Source organism: Escherichia sp. WS338 (assembly GCF_046486405.1).
Taxonomy (GTDB): domain Bacteria; phylum Pseudomonadota; class Gammaproteobacteria; order Enterobacterales; family Enterobacteriaceae; genus Escherichia; species Escherichia coli.
This window is the reverse complement of sequence record NZ_JBJQLL010000028.1, coordinates 14,160-31,782: the sequence shown is the minus strand read 5'-3', so window position 1 is coordinate 31,782 and position 17,623 is coordinate 14,160. Positions and strand designations below refer to the sequence as shown.

The 17,623-nt window shown below is 54.1% G+C and carries 9 protein-coding genes and 1 pseudogene; 1 reads left to right on the top strand and 9 read right to left on the bottom strand.

What is annotated here, in order from left to right:
• Window positions 1–57: 57 nt before the first annotated feature.
• Entirely contained in the window at window positions 58–825 is a 768-nt protein-coding gene (gene pdeH, locus ACJHWT_RS19610) for a cyclic-guanylate-specific phosphodiesterase (RefSeq protein ID WP_025492001.1), read from the bottom strand.
• A 231-nt stretch (window positions 826–1,056) separates the two neighbouring features.
• On the opposite strand from pdeH, the gene kdgK reads away from it, so the two are divergent.
• On the top strand, window positions 1,057–1,986 hold the full coding sequence (gene kdgK / locus ACJHWT_RS19605; RefSeq protein WP_001318096.1) for a 2-dehydro-3-deoxygluconokinase: 930 nt from the start codon (window positions 1,057–1,059) through the stop codon (window positions 1,984–1,986).
• Window positions 1,987–2,081: 95 nt separating this feature from the next.
• Here the strand turns inward: kdgK and ACJHWT_RS19600 are convergent, their stop codons facing one another.
• The 8 genes and pseudogenes from ACJHWT_RS19600 to bcsQ all read right to left on the bottom strand — a co-directional run bounded on the left by ACJHWT_RS19600 (window position 2,082) and on the right by bcsQ (window position 17,623).
• Window positions 2,082–3,578, bottom strand: a complete 1,497-nt coding sequence (locus tag ACJHWT_RS19600) for a M16 family metallopeptidase (RefSeq protein ID WP_001163157.1) — start codon at window positions 3,576–3,578, stop codon at window positions 2,082–2,084.
• A 220-nt stretch (window positions 3,579–3,798) separates the two neighbouring features.
• Window positions 3,799–5,085, bottom strand: a complete 1,287-nt coding sequence (dctA, locus tag ACJHWT_RS19595) for a C4-dicarboxylate transporter DctC (protein ID WP_000858214.1) — start codon at window positions 5,083–5,085, stop codon at window positions 3,799–3,801.
• 182 nt (window positions 5,086–5,267) lie between these two features.
• Entirely contained in the window at window positions 5,268–7,256 is a 1,989-nt protein-coding gene (hmsP, locus tag ACJHWT_RS19590) for a biofilm formation regulator HmsP (RefSeq protein WP_001266310.1), read from the bottom strand.
• Between the two features lie 81 nt (window positions 7,257–7,337).
• Window positions 7,338–10,811, bottom strand: a complete 3,474-nt coding sequence (gene bcsC / locus ACJHWT_RS19585) for a cellulose synthase complex outer membrane protein BcsC (protein ID WP_001225154.1) — start codon at window positions 10,809–10,811, stop codon at window positions 7,338–7,340.
• Complete coding sequence (bcsZ, locus tag ACJHWT_RS19580; RefSeq protein ID WP_001318097.1) at window positions 10,793–11,899, bottom strand: cellulose synthase complex periplasmic endoglucanase BcsZ; 1,107 nt, start codon at window positions 11,897–11,899, stop codon at window positions 10,793–10,795. The genes bcsC and bcsZ overlap by 19 nt, the downstream gene beginning before the upstream one ends.
• A 6-nt stretch (window positions 11,900–11,905) precedes the next feature.
• Window positions 11,906–14,245: pseudogene (gene bcsB / locus ACJHWT_RS19575) on the bottom strand (cellulose biosynthesis cyclic di-GMP-binding regulatory protein BcsB).
• A gap of 10 nt (window positions 14,246–14,255) precedes the next feature.
• Entirely contained in the window at window positions 14,256–16,874 is a 2,619-nt protein-coding gene (gene bcsA / locus ACJHWT_RS19570; RefSeq protein ID WP_000025885.1) for a UDP-forming cellulose synthase catalytic subunit, read from the bottom strand.
• Window positions 16,871–17,623 carry a cellulose biosynthesis protein BcsQ gene (bcsQ, locus tag ACJHWT_RS19565; RefSeq protein ID WP_000279544.1) on the bottom strand — a complete coding sequence of 251 codons (753 nt, stop codon included), beginning with the start codon at window positions 17,621–17,623 and terminating at the stop codon, window positions 16,871–16,873. The genes bcsA and bcsQ overlap by 4 nt, the downstream gene beginning before the upstream one ends.

Here is a 17,623-nt window from a genome sequence, read left to right as displayed (position 1 = left end):
CATATTCTTCCTGTGCCAGTCCTAAAGATAGTCCAGCCAGGCGGAAAATGAGGCAGCTTATAGCGCCAGAACCGCCGTATTCAGCGTTTCTATCGGTGCCGGGCGTGAAAGAAACCAGCCTTGTGCGGCGAATGCGGGCGAGTTCTGAACATCACGCCACTCTTCTGGTGTTTCTACGCCCTCGACAATCACCCCGCGACAATAGCGATTCATTAGATGTAAAAGCTGAGAAAAGAGTGTGCGTCCTTCCGGTGACTGACGCAGCATCACAAACAGTTCTCGCGCGATTTTGATGTAGTCATAACGCACTTCACTTAGTACAGAGAAATTTGCCATCCCGGTACCAAAATCATCCAGCCACAGCGGGCCAAATTCACACATCGAGGCAAAGGTTGAATCTTTCGGCAGACGGATATGCTCCACCAGTTCGAAACGCAGCCAGGGAAGACGCTCAATCTGGCGCAGGATTTTTGGTTGCTGACGCAGGGCGATGAGCGTAGGGCCGTCAATATTGACCGATGCCAACAGGCCGTGCTCTACAAAGAAGTCGGCTTTTTGCGCCAGCAAATCAATCTGCTCTTTCACAACCTCCATCCGATGGCTAACGGTGATTTCAGTAAAATAGCGATCCGGCGGCAGGCGTTGCGAAGGGTTCAAGGGATGCGTGACCACCGTTAATAGCTCCACGGCCATTAACCGTCCGCAGGTTTGATAGATCGGCTGCCAGGTGTAAGCACGCTCACACTGCAACCAAAAACGCCGTTCCTGCAAGCTCTCGATGCTTGCTTCAGGGTTGCTTATTCGCTGGATAACCTGCCTTATCATCAAAGATGTCCTGTGTTTAAAAGTGATGCTGCCCGGACTCGACAAAGATTATCGGCGCGCAAGGGCAGAACTTTACCGCCTGGTCGGGGTAAATTTCCCCACTCCACAACGGAATCTTTCAGGAATACGTTCTGGCTCAAAAAAATAATGGAACACTGTTTTAATATGGTTGACCAGCAAACCACCACAGCGCAAACTAACGCTAATTTTTTACAGATCAGGTTCACGACTATGTCCAAAAAGATTGCCGTGATTGGCGAATGCATGATTGAGCTTTCCGAGAAAGGCGCGGACGTTAAGCGCGGTTTCGGCGGCGATACCCTGAACACTTCCGTCTATATCGCCCGTCAGGTCGATCCTGCGGCATTAACCGTTCATTACGTAACGGCGCTGGGAACGGACAGTTTTAGCCAGCAGATGCTGGACGCCTGGCACGGCGAGAACGTTGATACTTCCCTGACCCAACGGATGGAAAACCGTCTGCCGGGCCTTTACTACATTGAAACCGACAGCACCGGCGAACGTACGTTCTACTACTGGCGTAACGAAGCCGCCGCCAAATTCTGGCTGGAGAGTGAGCAATCCGCGGCGATTTGCGAAGAGCTGGCGAATTTCGATTATCTCTACCTGAGCGGGATTAGCCTGGCGATCTTAAGCCAGACCAGCCGCGAAAAGCTGCTTTCCCTGCTGCGCGAATGCCGCGCCAACGGCGGAAAAGTGATTTTCGACAATAACTATCGTCCGCGCCTGTGGGCCAGCAAAGAAGAGACACAGCAGGTGTACCAACAAATGCTGGAATGCACGGATATCGCCTTCCTGACGCTGGACGATGAAGACGCGCTGTGGGGTCAACAGCCGGTGGAAGACGTCATTGCGCGCACCCATAACGCGGGCGTGAAAGAAGTGGTGGTGAAACGCGGGGCGGATTCTTGCCTGGTGTCCATTGCTGGCGAAGGGTTAGTGGATGTTCCGGCGGTAAAACTGCCGAAAGAAAAAGTGATCGATACCACCGCAGCTGGCGACTCTTTCAGTGCCGGTTATCTGGCGGTACGTTTGACGGGCGGCAGTGCGGAAGACGCAGCGAAACGCGGGCACCTGACCGCAAGTACCGTTATTCAGTATCGCGGCGCGATTATCCCGCGTGAAGCGATGCCAGCGTAAAAGCAGCATATGCAAAAGGCTGGATAGAGTGTTACCCCCCTATCCAGCTCATCCATAAATACCTGATGGTTGTTCTAACTCATCACCATCAGGCATTACTGTACAGGTGGAATATCCGTCACTTCAGGATGTACGTCATCCGTGGCGACAGATGTGGCGGCAGCCGCAGTCGATGGGGTCATGATTTGATCCCAGGCCGCCTGCAACGCTTTCATGTTAAATTCCGGCTCGCCTTTCGGCTGCAGCAGTATTAACGCCATATCATTCGACAACTGCTGACGCAGATCCTGATTTAACATCTCCACCGTCAGGCTGTTAAGGAAATCCTGACGCAGTTTCTGATATTGCTCCGGCGCGATATCGACGACCTGATTTTGCAACGAACGCATCCGCTGCCCCATCAGAATATCGGTATCAGCTCGCGCATAGGCGGCAAACAGTTTCTGCAGCTCCAGTTTCTTTTGCGCCACTAACGCATTGAACTCTTCTTCCGGCAGACCTTTATCGCGAACCTTCGCCAGTTCACGCGCCACCAGATTAAGGTTGCTGTTCAGCTTGTCGTTTGGTGATTCGATGTTGATGGCACACTGCGCACGCAGATACAGCACACGACAGTCAAATCCAAGACCGATATCTTTGCTGTTACTGGCGCTTAACGCTTGCTGAACATGCCAGAACAGCGCCTCACGGGCCAGGTCCGCACGCCAGTAGCGCAGCAGTGCGGCTGATTCACGAATCGGCTGCCACGGCGTATCCCACATGATTGATAACCGGTCCTGACGCACCGCGTCAGTCATAATACTCACCGCTTCCGCACGCAGCGGAGAAAGCGTCGGCACCGGAGCCGGTGTTTCACGTTTGCCTTTCAGTTCGCCAAACGTTTTATTGATTTGGTCGACGACCGAGCGCGCATCCACGTTTCCCACCACCAGCAGCGTCATTGCATCCGGGGTATACCATTTCTGATAGAAATCTTTAATCTTTTCCGCTTCAACGGGTTGTTTCAGCGGATCGGCAGGATCGTGACCTAACAAGGTTGATCCTTTCAGACGATAACGCCACCAGCCCTCTTTAGTATCGGCAGGCCAGGTTGCCACCATGTCCTGACTTTGCAGCGCGTGGTTGATGGTTTCTGGTGTGATGGTCAGTTTGCCAGTGGCATTTGCCAGATAAGAGAGCGCTTCTTTCAGCAAGTCGTTACGGTTATTGGGCAAACTCAGATTAAACAGCGTGGTGTCATAAGAGACAATTACTGGCGGCATCGGGCGTTTAGGGTCGATCCCCTGCTGCCACAATGAACGCGCCTGTGCTGCTTCAAGGCCACCGCTTTGCGTTAACGCAATACGAGGGATGGCGTGGCTGTAACCGCTCTGTTGTGTACTTTCGGCGAGCGAACCGGTATTAACCAGCAGGCGAATTTCAACACGATCGCTAGGACGCTGGGGCGTGGTCAGCACTTGCCACTGTAAACCGTTGGAAAGCGTCCCCTGTTGCCATGCTGGATCAGGCTGGAGCGCATCTGCCTGCACATAGCCAGCAGTGGCCATCATCAGCAAACCGCCCGCTAAAAGTCGAATTTTTGTGCCCTGCATGTGAACCCCTGATCAACTATCCTGGTAATAAAAAAACTGCCCGTTGTCGGTCAGTCTAAATGACGTTAAAAACACTTCGTGTTAGACCGCAAGAACATGAAAATGTCACGGAAGAAGTGAAATAAACCTGAACTCACCCAGGTGGTAAGTTCAGGCACAGGGGTCAATTATGCGCAAACACCCGCACTCGGGGAAGGGAGTGCGGGCATAAGTGATGAGATTAAGAGGATAATTCGTGCGTTTTGCCATCCGGCGCACGATTATTCAGCACATCGTCCAGTTTTTTGTGGTCCAGTTCTTTCACCCACTTAGCAACGACAATGGTCGCTACGCCGTTACCGACCAGGTTAGTCAGCGCACGAGCTTCTGACATAAAGCGGTCGATACCAAGGATCAGCGCCAGACCTGCTACCGGCAAATGGCCCACCGCAGAGAGCGTCGCCGCCAGCACGATAAAGCCACTGCCCGTTACCCCGGCAGCCCCTTTGGAAGAGAGCAACAACACAATTAATAGCGTAATTTGGTGGACGATATCCATCTGACTGTTAGTCGCCTGGGCGATAAACACCGCCGCCATTGTCAGGTATATCGATGTGCCATCAAGGTTAAACGAGTAGCCTGTCGGGATGACCAGCCCCACCACCGATTTCCGGCAGCCGAGTTTCTCCATCTTGTCGAGCATACGCGGCAGCGCCGACTCGGAAGAAGAAGTGCCCAGTACAATCAGCAGCTCTTCACGGATGTAGCGGATAAATTTGAAGATACTGAAACCAGTCGCTTTAGCGATTGAACCCAATACCAGCACCACAAACAGGATACAGGTGATGTAGAAACAGATAATCAGCTGCCCCAGTTGCACCAGTGTGCCGACGCCGTATTTACCGATGGTAAACGCCATTGCCCCGAACGCACCAATAGGTGCCAGACGCATGATCATATTGATGATGCCGAAAATGACCTGCGAGAAACTTTCGATCACGTTAAAAATCAGTTGGCCTTTGCTGCCCAGACGGTGGAGCGCAAAACCAAACAGTACGGCAAACAGCAGTACCTGCAGAATGTTACCGCTGGCAAATGCGCCAATGACGCTCGCCGGGATGACATCCATAATGAAGGCGACAATGCCCTGGTCTTTCGCCTGATCGGCGTAAACCGCTACCGCTTTCGCATCAAGCGTTGCCGGATCGACGTTCATTCCGGCACCAGGCTGCACGACGTTAACGATGATAAGACCAATAATCAGCGCGATGGTACTGACAATTTCAAAGTAAAGCAGTGCGACTGCGCCGGTACGACCGACCGCCTTCATGCTTTCCATGCCCGCAATGCCCGTTACGACGGTACAAAAGATGACAGGAGCGATGATCATCTTAATGAGCTTAACGAACCCGTCGCCAAGCGGTTTCATTTGCTCGCCTATTTCAGGATAGAAATGGCCAAGGAGAATACCAATGGCTATCGCTGTCAGGACCTGAAAGTAAAGGCTTTTAAACAGAGAGGTTTTCATAGGGTGTCCTTTAGTAAAACCACAGGTCTTGTAAGGTTATGGGGTACCTGCGGCCTTAAAATAACACCCAGACAACATCACAGAAATGTACCTGGATCATAATTGAAACAAAAAGGTTAAAAAGTTTGAGCTGGCTCGCACAAACCAGCACTTTTTAAAGTTTTGTAATCAGTTTGGGGTAGCTACTTTTCTTCCAGGTAACTCTCTTCGAAGATTTCAATAGGGAGTGGGCGAGCAAAAAGGAAGCCCTGGGCAATACCAACGCCCGCTTTTGCCAGCCAGTCGCGTTGTGCTTCAGTCTCCACGCCTTCGGCAATCATTTGTAAGTTCAGGCTTTGCGCCAACATGATAATTGCAGCAATCATGCTGCTATCTTCCGGCAAGCCTTCAACAAACATTTTGTCGATTTTCAGTACGTCGATTGGCAACGATTTCATATGCTGCAGCTGACGCAGCCCCGCATAGCCCATGCCGAAATCATCCAGCGCCACCCGAACTCCGGCATTGCGCAGCGGACGGAGGATTGCCACCGCAGCATGAGGGTCGTCAATACGTCGGCTTTCTGTCACTTCCAGAATCAGTGTTCCCGGCTGAATGCGATAGCGGGTTAACAGTTCCAGCATATCCGCCACCATATTCGGGTGCATCAGTTGCAGCGCTGAGAGGTTTACCGACAAGGGCAGCATAATGCCGCGCTCTTGCCAGGCAGCAAGCAGTCGACAGGACTCTTCCAGCACCCAGTGACCAACGGTAACCATCAGCCCACAGCATTCAATGCGATCGATTAAGCCATCCGGCAGATCCCAACTGCCATCCGGTTGCTGGATACGCAGTAACACTTCCGCACTGACCAGTTTACCGCTGGTCATCTCGACCTGTGGCTGTAACCAAATCGCAAACTGATGATTTTCCAGTGCATTAAGGATATCGCTCTCTTCCGTCAACCGCTGTTGGGCGGCTTCCATCTGCTGCGGATCAAAGAACTGAATCTGATTCTTGCCTTTATGGCGAGCGGTAAATGCCGCAGAAATAGCACGACTGTAAAGCTGTTCGGCGGTGAGATCGCCGTAGAACATCGCCACGCCAATGCTACAGTGCGGACGGAGTTGAATACGTTCAATCGGCAGGCGCTCGCTCATGATAGTGAGCACTTGCTGACCTAAAGTGATTGCGTGCCACGGTTCCTGTACACCATTGGCAATGACAGCAAAGTCATAACCACTAATCTGCGCGAGGATCATACGTGGCGACAGTACCGATTTGAGTTTTTCCACCAGCGTCAGCAGCAGAATTTCTCGTTGCGCCTCTTTCAGCACGCCCGCAGTATCACGCAGGGTTTCACAGGTGATGATCATCAGCGCGGTGGTTTGTTTACGCGCGACAACCTGCTCCAGCATCTCCATCAGCAAGGCTTTGTTCGGCAAATCCGACACCGGGAAGCGCATCGCGTTTTCGTTCTGTTCTTCATAATGGCGCTGCAGCAATTGCTGGTTGAGGTTGTAACTGCGCACCAGCATACCGATTTCATCGTCCTGATGCAGACGTGGTAATGCCAGTTGGTGACCAACAAGCTCCTGGGCAGGGATGGCGTTAAGTTCGCGAGCAATATTGCGTAACGGATGCAAAATCAGGCGGTTAATGCACCAGCTAATCGCCACCGTCAATATTAACGACAAAAGTAAGTAAATGGTCACTAACGTTGAGAGGGTGCTCATCACGAACTTATACATGCGGAAGGAATCCGCCTGTAGCACCAGATAGGCAATTGGCTGCGGATTTGCCGGACGTTCGAGCGAGTAGACACCCAGCGAGATTTGAACCGGTAGCTCAAACAGGCGAGTAACCATTACCGGCACCGGACGCTCTGGAATAAAACTTTTACGCAGCGCCTGGAACTGGTTAGGCAGCACTACATCGGCACGGCTGACCACGCCTGCCGGTTTAATGCTGGCAAGAATAGCTTCCGCTTCGGGAATATCGCCTTTCAAAATAGCTGAAGATAAGGGTTCGCGGACAGAGCGAGCAATGCTTTCCAGTTGCGTAGCCGTGTTATAGCGATTCTGCTGGACCAGATGGAACAGCAAAACGGTGCAAAAAATAAAAACGAACACCAGGACAACGGCTGCCACCATTGCCATCTGCTTGATTGTTAACGAGCGACTTACGCGCAAATTGTCTCCCCCCGGAAATCCCAGATTGCCGCCCGAGTATACCCGATCGCAGCGGCATTAAGAGAGGCGCTATCTGAAAACTTACCAGTCGGCGTAAGGTATCAGCGGCTGCGGCGGTAAATCTATGTCACCCTGCCATCCGGCGGCGGAATAACGTACGTAGAGCAGGAAATGGCTGGGTGCGTAATCTTTCGCCTGCTGGATATCAATTGCCGTGCCGACAAACCAGTTGGAAGTAACACGTCGTTCAAGTAATGCCCGCGCCGTATAGCCGAAGCCCTGACTGCTGCCGCCATCGTTGGATTGCCGCGCAGCTTCTTCCTGCCAGTCGGTCGGGATCAGATTCATCAGCGGATAACGCGGCATGGTTTTGGTGCGTGAATGCGACCACGAGCCAGACGCCCCCAGCTCCCACGACCAGTTTTCCGTGCGCTCCCGCCACATCACCGGTATGGCAAACGACAGGTATTCCTGCGGACTGTAGTAACCGCCCTGACCGAGTGAGTAGCCACTCAGGTCTTTGTCGTAATGCCAGATCATGTTGTTCAGGCCGATGGTGACGCGGCGATTGTTCTGGTTGATGACCTTATAGTAATAGCCCGTCATCCAGCGCACGCGCCAGTTATCTTCGACATTTTTACCAGTTAACTGATCACCGCTAAGCGATGCCCAGACGCCGTTTGCTTCACCTTTATCGTAACTCAGACTTAGCCCCACGCCGTCGGCACGCACGCCGCCCCATTTTTTCCCGGTATTGCTCGGGGAGTCTTTTTGCCCACCAAAGGCCAGCAAAGAACTGGAGATGGGCCGACGGTGGGCGTTAACGGTGTAACCCAGCGGCCCGATATCATCGCTGTAACTGATGCCGCCGACCACATCCACCACGTTGAAGCCCATCGGCGTGGTGCCGATATCCCAGCTCCAGGTGTCGTTGCGCCAACCGACCGCCACGCTGGCACCGGAATCCGACTGGCTGCGGTTGCCGCTACAATCCTGTAATGTACAGGTGCCCCAGTTGTCATCCCATTTACCATCGGCATTAGTGGAGAAACTGCCGACGTTCATATTGACGAAATCACTGCGAAAGAACATCCGCCCGTCAGAATACGGCGCATCCACCTGCAACATGGTAGTGTGCGCTTTCAGATCGGAGTAACCACCGGTGCCGCTCGAACCCCAGTAATCATGCTCAAGGGTGACGTTAAGATCCTGCTGGCGATAGAGGTCCGCCGCATCGCTGCGCACGCCGCGTTTCAGCCAGTCATCTTTCTCGTCATTGCGGGTCAGTCGGGTAAAGGTGTCGTTATCCAGCGGACGCGTCGTGGTCACACCGGATGCAACCATCGCGTCTTTGTAGGTTTCCAGCGCCTGCGTTGGATCGCCCGCCTGCGCTTCAAACTTCGCACCATCACGCAGTACCATCGCACTTTCCATCGACGGCGGCTGAGATTTTGCCAGCGGGATCAACTTATTAAACGTCTGCTGCGCCGCTGCGGTATCGCCAAGCTGCGCCTGCGCCAGCGCCACGCGCCGCTGAGTGTTCAGAGAGGCGTTATCAGTGGCGGGCAGTTTCGCCAGCTGGCTACGTGCCGCCGCTTTGTCACCGGCAGCAATATCCACTTCCGTCAGACCAAGAATGGCATCGGCGTTAGTTGGCTCCCGCGTCAGGACATTCTGATATGCAGCGCGAGCGGCGGTGTAATCACGTCGTTGTTGCGCCCAGTCAGCCAGCGTGAGGTCTATGCGCGTGGAAGGTGGTTGCTGGCGCAGCATCGCTTCCGCTTCAGCTTCTTTGCCGCTTTCTCGCAGGCGATTAGCGGTTTCCAACACCTGATCGCTTTGCAGTCGATTAACCAGCTCCTGAATATTGCTGCTCCACTGCGCGCGCGGCAGGCTGTTGATATGCGCCAGCGCCGCTCTGTCCTGGTCATGACCAGAGAGATACAGCCCGTAAGCGTAAACCTGCTCCGGGTCGTTCGGCTTCTGCTGCGCCAGATTACGCATTAACGTATCGGCCTGGCTGCGTTGTCCGGCCTGCCAGAGATCCTGTGAAAGTCGGTAAGTAATCCATACACTGCCGGGGGCCAGCGCCAGTCGTTGCCGCTGAAGTGCTGCCGCCTGCACCCATTTGCCCTGCTTTTCCAGTGCCTCTGCCTGCTGTGCCAGACGGTCGTTTTGCAGGCTGCGTTCGATATCATCAATGCTGCGCCGCTGACTGGCAGAGAGCGAGGCGATAAACGCTTCGGCTTTTTCTGGCGACTGCTGGCGGTAAATATTCGCCAGCCCGCGCACGGCGTTAGTGTTGCTACTGTCCATACGCAGCGTCTGCTGGTAATAGCGTTCAGCGGCGGGGTAATCTTTGCGTGCCATCGCCACATCGCCCAGCCCCAGCACCGCATAGCTGTCGGTGTTATCGACATTACGTGCCTGCTGGAACAACCGTTCCGCCCGGTCAGGATTATTGGCTTTCAGCGCAGCATCGCCCTGCTGGATTGCCAGCCAGTAGCGGTTTACTTTCAGCAGACTGTTCCATTTGTCGTTGTTGCTGCTGTGCGGATCCAGGGCGAGGGCTTTTTCCAGATTCGCCACCGCATTGGCGCGATCGCCTTTCTGAGAATACGCCTGGCCCAGCGCCCCCAGAGTCTCACTGTCTTTCGGGTTCGCCCGCACCGCCTGTTGTAGTTCGGGAATGGCTTTACCCGCCATACCAGAGTCCACCGCCGCTAAACCTTGCGCACGAGCGCGGAAAGCAGGGTCGGCCAGCTGTTTTTGCTGTTCTGCCAGTTGCGATTGTGCAGCCGCCACGCTATCGCCATCGCTAAAGATCGAGAGATATTTTTTCAGCGCCGACACGCTGGCATCGCTGACGGGCATGTCTTTAATCTGCCCGTACCAGATTTTAGAGGCCCCTTCGCGCCCGGCGTTTGATTTCGCCATCTGTTCCAGGACAGCAAAACCTTCGTCACGGCGATCGCTACTAAACAGCAATAGCGCCAGATTGTTTTGCAGGCCCGTATTGCCCGGCGTATCCGCATTAATGCGTTTTAGCTGATTAATCGCTTCGCCACGGCGAGCTGGAATTTTCGCCACCGTACTCCAGTACTCGACGGCAATGTCACCTTCCGGCGGCGCACCGTTGAACAGTTTGTTGTAACTCGCCACAGCTTCTTCTGCATGACCGGTCGTCGCCTGCAATCTTGCCTGTTGCAGTGCCTGACGACCATCCGGCGTGGAAAGCAACATTGTGGTCCGCGACGATTTATACGCATTTGAACTCGGCGCTAACTGCGACAGCCGATCGAGCTGTTTTTGCGCGCCATCAATATCGCCCTGACGTAACAGAGAACGGAAACGGGCGGCAACGACGTCCGGGTTATTCGGATCAATAAGTTCCAGACGATACAACGACTGTTGCACCAGGTCTTCACGATGGGTCGCTTCGCCTAACCGAACTTGCTCCAGCAACTGTTGCTGAGCGGTTGGTGCTGCCTCGACCATCGGCATGACGGCCAGACCGAGGGAAAGCGTGAATATGTTTAGTGTGAATTTGCGCATTCCTGGCCCCAGTCAGGTAATAACTCACCTTTTGTCGAGAAGCGGAAACGGTGTTGATCCCAGCCTTGTCCAAACAGGGTCAGCACATAGTTGTAATAGGCATCGCTGCCAGGAAAGTTATCGGCCACGCGCTGGCGCTGAACGGCCTGCGCATCGCGGTTTTGTAAAAAGGGCAGCATGGCGGCAGAAAAACCGACCGGTCCTTTACCCTGCGCTTTCCCCGTAGCCACATCCACTTTTTCCGGCGGATAACCGTTTTTCTCAGTGAATGTCGCCATCGGTTTAAACCGGTTGAGCATCCGCGCTTTTTGCGGATCGCTGTCAGGCATCATGCCTACCCACATGTAAACGCGGATAGCGTCGTAGCTGCTGATCAATGTTTTTTCGGCTTTTAGCTGCCAGCCTTTGTCTTTCTCATAGCGCACCCAGTCTGGCGAAAAGCCTTTCGGGGCGGTTTCCAGCAATAAACGTTGATTGGTTTCGCGCAGCGTGGTCCACGGCGCGCCAAAGCGGGTGAAATACTGCGCCAGCGTCGGCGGCAGGTAGCTGGGGTTAAAACGCCAGCTGTTATCCTCTGCAAATCCCACTTTGCCCGGTAACAACATGGAGCCCAGCCCAGGCACCGTCACCACTTCCTCCCGCGCGATACGTTTTAGCAATGCGCTGCCGATGTCGGTATAACGCTGCTCTTTCCACAAACGCCCCGCCTCCAGCAACGCCCAGGCCATCCAGACATCACCATCGGAGGCCGAATTGCTGTCCAGCACTTCCCACTTACTGTTCTCTTTCTTGCCCCACAGCCAGGCGGGCAAATGTTCTTTTAAAGAACCCTGTGCGAGATTGTTCTGCGTCCAGTCGAGAAGATTATCGAAAGCTGCACGGTCGTTAGCCGCCAGGGCAAAGAACATGCCGTAACTTTGCCCTTCGGAGGTGGTGATTTTGCGCGCGTCGCTGGGGTCGATGACGCGCCCTTCCTGACTGATGTAATCCTTTTTAAACTGCTCCCAGGCAGGCCAGGTACAGGCTGCCTGAACACTAAAGGCAGCCAGCAGCAGCATCGTCACGAGTCCACTACGCAACACATTCATCTTCAATTACTCGTTATCCGGGTTAAGACGACGACGGCTGATAATACGCAGCAGACGCCACAGTACCCATGCCAGCAGCACGACGCTGATTGCCGCCAGCACCGCCAGCAGAATCGGATGGTTTGCCAGCGCATACCATAAGCGTTCGAACCACGGCAGATGGCCAACGTAATAGACGTCGCCAACACGCAGGCTATTGATACCGGACTCGCGGATCACCGCGACCGAACCGAACATGGTGGCGCGTTTGCCGCTATCGTTCACCGCATCGTTAAGCATTTCATAACCGCGTGGGCTATCTGCCAGCAGCGCAATCACGCTACGCTGGTCGTTATACGGCGACTGGAAGCCAATCACCGCTGCCATCGCACCTGAAGAGGTCAGCGTTGACTGAGTTTCTGCCGCGCGATCGCTCTCGTCCGGTACAATGCCGGGGAACGGGGTCTGGCGCATCGGCGTTTTCACCCAGCTTTCGGTCGCCTGCACCAACAGGTCGATCTGCTTGTCGTCTTTCAGTTTGTCCGGGATACCACCGACGATCATGATGTCGGCATCTTTCCCCTGAATAGTGCTGCCATCATCGGTCACCGTCAGGTTAATCGCCGGGAAGCCCGTCTGCGCACCGATAAAGCCAACGGTATTCAGCAAGGTTTCCATCTGTGCTTCGTTAGGCGCTTTCGGCATCACGGTGATGGTTTGTGACAGATCCGCCATCCGGCTGAACGGGAAGCCCGCGTTAGCAAAGGCGCGTAGATCCGGCATCGGGATGAAGTGGTAATACTTCGAGAAGTCGATGGTGGAATCATCACCAATCACCACATGATTCTGCACCGGCTGGAAGGTAATGCAGTTATCCACCGAACCGCCCGGCATCGGGTTCATATACTCAAAGTCAAAGCGCAGCTGGTTGGTCGCGCCCAGTTTCAGCGCCGGAATAGAGACATCCGTTTTGCCATCCAGCAAACCTTGTAATACCGGAATACGCAGCAGCAGGCGGTTCGCCTCCTGTTTACTGCTCAGGTTGAAGGATTGCAGGAACTGGTTATTCAGGCTGATATCCATCCGTGAGCTGTCTTTCACTGGCGGCATGGTGTAGCGATAATTAATATCCATATCAATGCCGGTACTGCGCATCAGGTAGAGATCCGGCGGCAGGTTTAGCGAAACGTTAATCGCTGCTGGCTCAAGACCGCTGGATTATAACTGTTCTTCATAGGTTTTCAGTTCACCAAAGGTAACCGGACGATCGGTACGCACCCAGTTCGGCGCATCGTACGGCTTACGCGGTAGCAGCGGTTTCACTTCATTCACTACCACGCTTTCACCACGGAACAGAATGTTACCCTGAGCGATACCTTTCGCTGCCTGCAACAGGTCTTTGTCGTCACGACCAAACACCACCAGCAGTTTGACATAAGGATTCTGCGGATGGTTGATCATTTCAATCACCGGGGCTTTTACCGCCGGATGATCGCGCAGGAAGTCCGGGCGTTTGTCATTGGTGGCAAAAACGATGGCATTGCGATCCGGCAATTGGTTATAGAGCACCGGGAAGTTCTGCCCACGCCAGCCAGAACGCGAACCAAACCACGAGGCGACAATGGCAGATGCTTGTTGCAGCCCGACATCCGGCGCACCCGCAAAGACCATCGGCAAGGTGTTAGTACGGTTATCACGCGGGTCAAAGAATGGCACCGGGAAGTGTGACAGGTCATTCTTCACATTCAGGGTCTGATAGGTCAGATCCAGTCCACTGCTCCGCCCAACATCCAGCCAAAGCGTGGTGCTGGCCGGGTTTTCGCACACGTCCTGATAATGACCGACAAACTCCAGCCGCACACGGTTGAAGTCGGTAATAAACAGTGGGTTAATTGGCATTTGTGCCAGCGTTTTTTTACCCAACTGTTCTTTGGTCACTGGCAGCACGCCCATCAGTTCATCATTGAGATAAACCTTTAACTGCGACTGGACAGGCAGTAACGATGGCGATGGCGTGTATTCGAGATTGAGCATCGCCTTCGTCACCACTTCATCGCTGCGCATACCAAACTCAATGCTGCCGTTCGGGTTAATGCCACGTAGCACCATGCTGCCCGGCGGCGGCGCAATTTGCGCAAAGGTCAGCTTCACATCACGCGAAGGACCGTTCTGCGCCACGACTGGCGCATCAGCGCCCTGCACTCCCGGCATCACTTGCCCCACCTGCGGATTTTGTTCCGTCTGGGCGGCTACAGCTGGCTCAGCATTGATCAGTGGTTGCGTTGCTGGCGTCGCCTGCGTCATGAAAGAGGGGAACGCACTCATCCCCATAGCCACTGCACAAATCCAGAATAGTTTTCTTTTCATCGCGTTATCATCATTGTTGAGCCAAAGCCTGATCCGATGGTTGTGCCGTTTCGCTCCGCTCCGGGCGGCGCGGAATAAACGATACAACCCAGGAAACCAGAGAAGTCAGCACACGGAATATGCCCTTCACCGAAGAAGGCGCAAACTCCGCCAGATGGCGGTAGCCACGGAAGCCGAGCTTCAGAATATCCAGCAGACTTTCCAGCGGCTTATCTTCCGGATAGCTGTCCTGCCAGAGCGCCCATGTATCCGCACGGGCAAACGTACACTGCACAAAATCGATATGTTGCTGGGTGGTGAGCGGCATTAATTTCAACCCAACTTCATTACCCATCACGCGCGCCACCTGGGTCGGGAAGACGTATTCCTGCTGACCGCGTTTAAGCAACAGATTCACTTTCTGCCCTTCCAGAATCTGCGCCTGACCGTTGATCTTGATCCCCAAACCACCGTCGGAGAAATCCTGAACGGTACACGAGAAGAGGTGACCATCTTCGCGGGCAATTGCTGCGGGCATCGTCATCTCCACGCGGTGCGATCGGCGTACCTGTTTGCTTTCTACCGATACTGCGACTGCGCCGCCGAGAATAATCAGGTTGTAGAATACCCACACCATACTGACGACCACGGTGAGCATCTCAGTTGGCGGACCATAGAAGTAGCGCCAGATCCCAACCGCTACGCCCACCAGGTTGAGCAGAACAAGGAAGATGTAGGGCCGCGAGATCACCCAGTCGACGTACTCTTCTTCCACCAGTCCACCTTTGGCGGTGACGTTAAATTTGCCTTTGTGCGGGTTAATCAGCGCCACCAGCGTCGGTGGTGCGATATACCACGCCAGCACTGTTTCGTAGATTTCACTCCAGAAAGAGTGGCGATATTTGCCCTGGATCTTCGAGTTAGTCAGGCTGGCATGGATCATATGCGGTAGCACGAACAGGGCGATCATCAACGCTGGCGCGTAGATGATGTAGGCATGAAACAGCAGGAACGCCAGCGGCGCAGTCAGGAAGATCAGCCGTGGAATGCCCGACAAGAAATGGAACATGGCGTTGACATAGCACAGCCGCTGAGCAAACTTCAGCCCTTTACCGGTGAGTGGGTTATCGAGACGGAAGATTTGCACCATCCCGCGCGCCCAGCGAATACGCTGACCGATATGCGCCGAGAGACTTTCGGTCGCCAGCCCCGCTGCCTGCGGAATACGCATATACGCTGAGGTGTAGCCTCGACGGTGCAGACGCAGAGAAGTGTGCGCATCTTCGGTTACCGTTTCGACAGCAATTCCGCCAATCTCATCCAGCGGCTTACGGCGAATCACCGCACATGAACCGCAGAAGAAAGTGGCATCCCACATATCATTGCCGTCCTGCACCAGACCATAAAACAGCGTGCCTTCGTTCGGCGTTTTACGAAAACGCCCCAGGTTGCGTTCAAACGGATCCGGCGAGAAGAAGTGGTGCGGCGTCTGCATCATCGCCAGCTGTTTCTCTTTCAGGAACCAGCCCATGGTCATTTGCAGGAACGATCGCGTTGGTACGTGGTCGCAGTCGAATATCGACACGAACTCGCCTTTGGCATATTTCAGCGCATTGTTGATGTTGCCCGCTTTCGCATGTTCATGAGTGGTACGGGCGATATATTTCACCCCCACGTTTTGCGCAAACTGGCGAAACTCTTCCCTGCCGCCGTCATCGAGGATCCAGATGTTCAGCTTGTCTTTCGGCCAGTCGATACCCAGCGAAGCGTAAATGGTATTTTTCACCACGTTGAGATCTTCGTTGTAAGTCGGGACAAAGATATCCACCGACGGCCACAGCGACATATCTTTCGGCAATGGCACCGGCTGACGATTCAGAGGCCATACGACCTGGAAATAGCCGAGCACCAGCACAATCCACGCGTACGTTTCAGCGAAGAGCAGAATAAGCCCGCACACCAGGCTGACCGGATCGTCCCAGTTTAACGTCGAGGTGTAACGCCACCAGATATAACGGCAAGAAACGGTCAGCGACAGCACAATCAGCATCAGCGCCGAGAAGCGCCCCGGCATCCGCCGTACGATCAGCGCTACCCCCCACAGCAGCATCAGGAAGATAAACTGCGCTAGCGGGTTAAACGGCTGAGTAACGCAGATTAACGCCAGAATCAGCGAGAAGGTGACGATGATACCAAGGATCAACCGCCGCGCCCCGGCACTCAAATGACCGAGCTCTTTTTTCTCATCAAGATGCTGTGTTTTATGGCTAACGCGCTCAGGCAGCTCGTTCATCCATTGATGGTAACGTCCACGAATATTTTGTAGACCTGAAAATGCCCGCCTGCGCGGTTTCGGCGTTTCTTTGCGCGATGCACCGATCAGTAACCAGCATGTTTGAATAAGATAACGGACCGGGTCCAGCGGACGCGGACGCGAGGCGTTGATATGCGGATACAGGTTTTTATGTTCTGCGCGAATACGCTGCCAGCGCGGGTGCTCCAGCGGAATAAAAATCCAGGCCAGGATCATCCAGAAACAGCCGAGCGTCGCGCTGAAAGCCGACGCGCCGTGACGACGATAATCGCGATAACGCCCAATAAGCCGTGCGTTGACCGGCGGGATAAGCAACCACCGGGTCAGGATACTCATGATGCACTCCCGACTGGCGTTTTCAGCCCGGAATAGTTCAACAGGCACCAGTTCGCCAGCGTCAGTATTTCTTCAGCCGCCAGCGCATCACTGCGAAATTCACCGACTGGTTGCTTAGCTGCCAGACATTCAGCCATCGCTTCATCACGATGAATGAGCATCGGCAGCAATCGGCGCTGGCTTTGCAACCAAAGCTGGTAAATATCGTCCTGAACCTGGCTGCCAATACGGAAGTCATTAATCAAAATATGTGCACCATCCGGCAGCGCTTGCTGATGCAGTCGGATATGGCAGTTGGCATCCACATTGACGATTGCCAGCGAGTGATCGCACAAACTCAGCAGCTGGTGGGTTATCTGCGAGGCATCACGCGGTAAGTCAATTAAAATCCACTGGTAACGCCCGCTGGCTTTTAGTTGCTGTAAGCCGGTGCAAATATCGCTCAGCCGGGTTTGCCAGTGCTGTGGATTTTCTTGTTCTTCAATGGATAACTGACCAAAAGGCAGCAAATCGAGCTGCGAGGTATAGCGCAACCCGGCGTCACGCCAGTCCTGGCCATCCAGCATAGCTCTGGCCCAACCCTGACGGTGGGTAAAATCAACGTTAAATGACAGGCGCAACAAGTTGTCCGGGCAGGCATCGACCACCAGGACATTTTCTCCCAACATTTGTAATGACCAGGCTAATGCGGCGGTGATGGTTGTTGTCCCCACGCCTCCCCGAACCCCCTGCAATCCCAGTACGGCCAT

What these genes read in the sequence shown, in the direction of transcription:
- bcsZ (WP_001318097.1), bottom strand. Translation starts at nt 11,899, where the DNA reads ATGAATGTGTTGCGTAGTGGACTCGTGACGATGCTGCTGCTGGCTGCC.
- ACJHWT_RS19600 (WP_001163157.1), bottom strand. Translation starts at nt 3,578, where the DNA reads ATGCAGGGCACAAAAATTCGACTTTTAGCGGGCGGTTTGCTGATGATG.
- bcsQ (WP_000279544.1), bottom strand. Translation starts at nt 17,623, where the DNA reads ATGGCCGTACTGGGATTGCAGGGGGTTCGGGGAGGCGTGGGGACAACA.
- kdgK (WP_001318096.1), top strand. Translation starts at nt 1,057, where the DNA reads ATGTCCAAAAAGATTGCCGTGATTGGCGAATGCATGATTGAGCTTTCC.
- bcsC (WP_001225154.1), bottom strand. Translation starts at nt 10,811, where the DNA reads ATGCGCAAATTCACACTAAACATATTCACGCTTTCCCTCGGTCTGGCC.
- pdeH (WP_025492001.1), bottom strand. Translation starts at nt 825, where the DNA reads ATGATAAGGCAGGTTATCCAGCGAATAAGCAACCCTGAAGCAAGCATC.
- dctA (WP_000858214.1), bottom strand. Translation starts at nt 5,085, where the DNA reads ATGAAAACCTCTCTGTTTAAAAGCCTTTACTTTCAGGTCCTGACAGCG.
- bcsA (WP_000025885.1), bottom strand. Translation starts at nt 16,874, where the DNA reads ATGAGTATCCTGACCCGGTGGTTGCTTATCCCGCCGGTCAACGCACGG.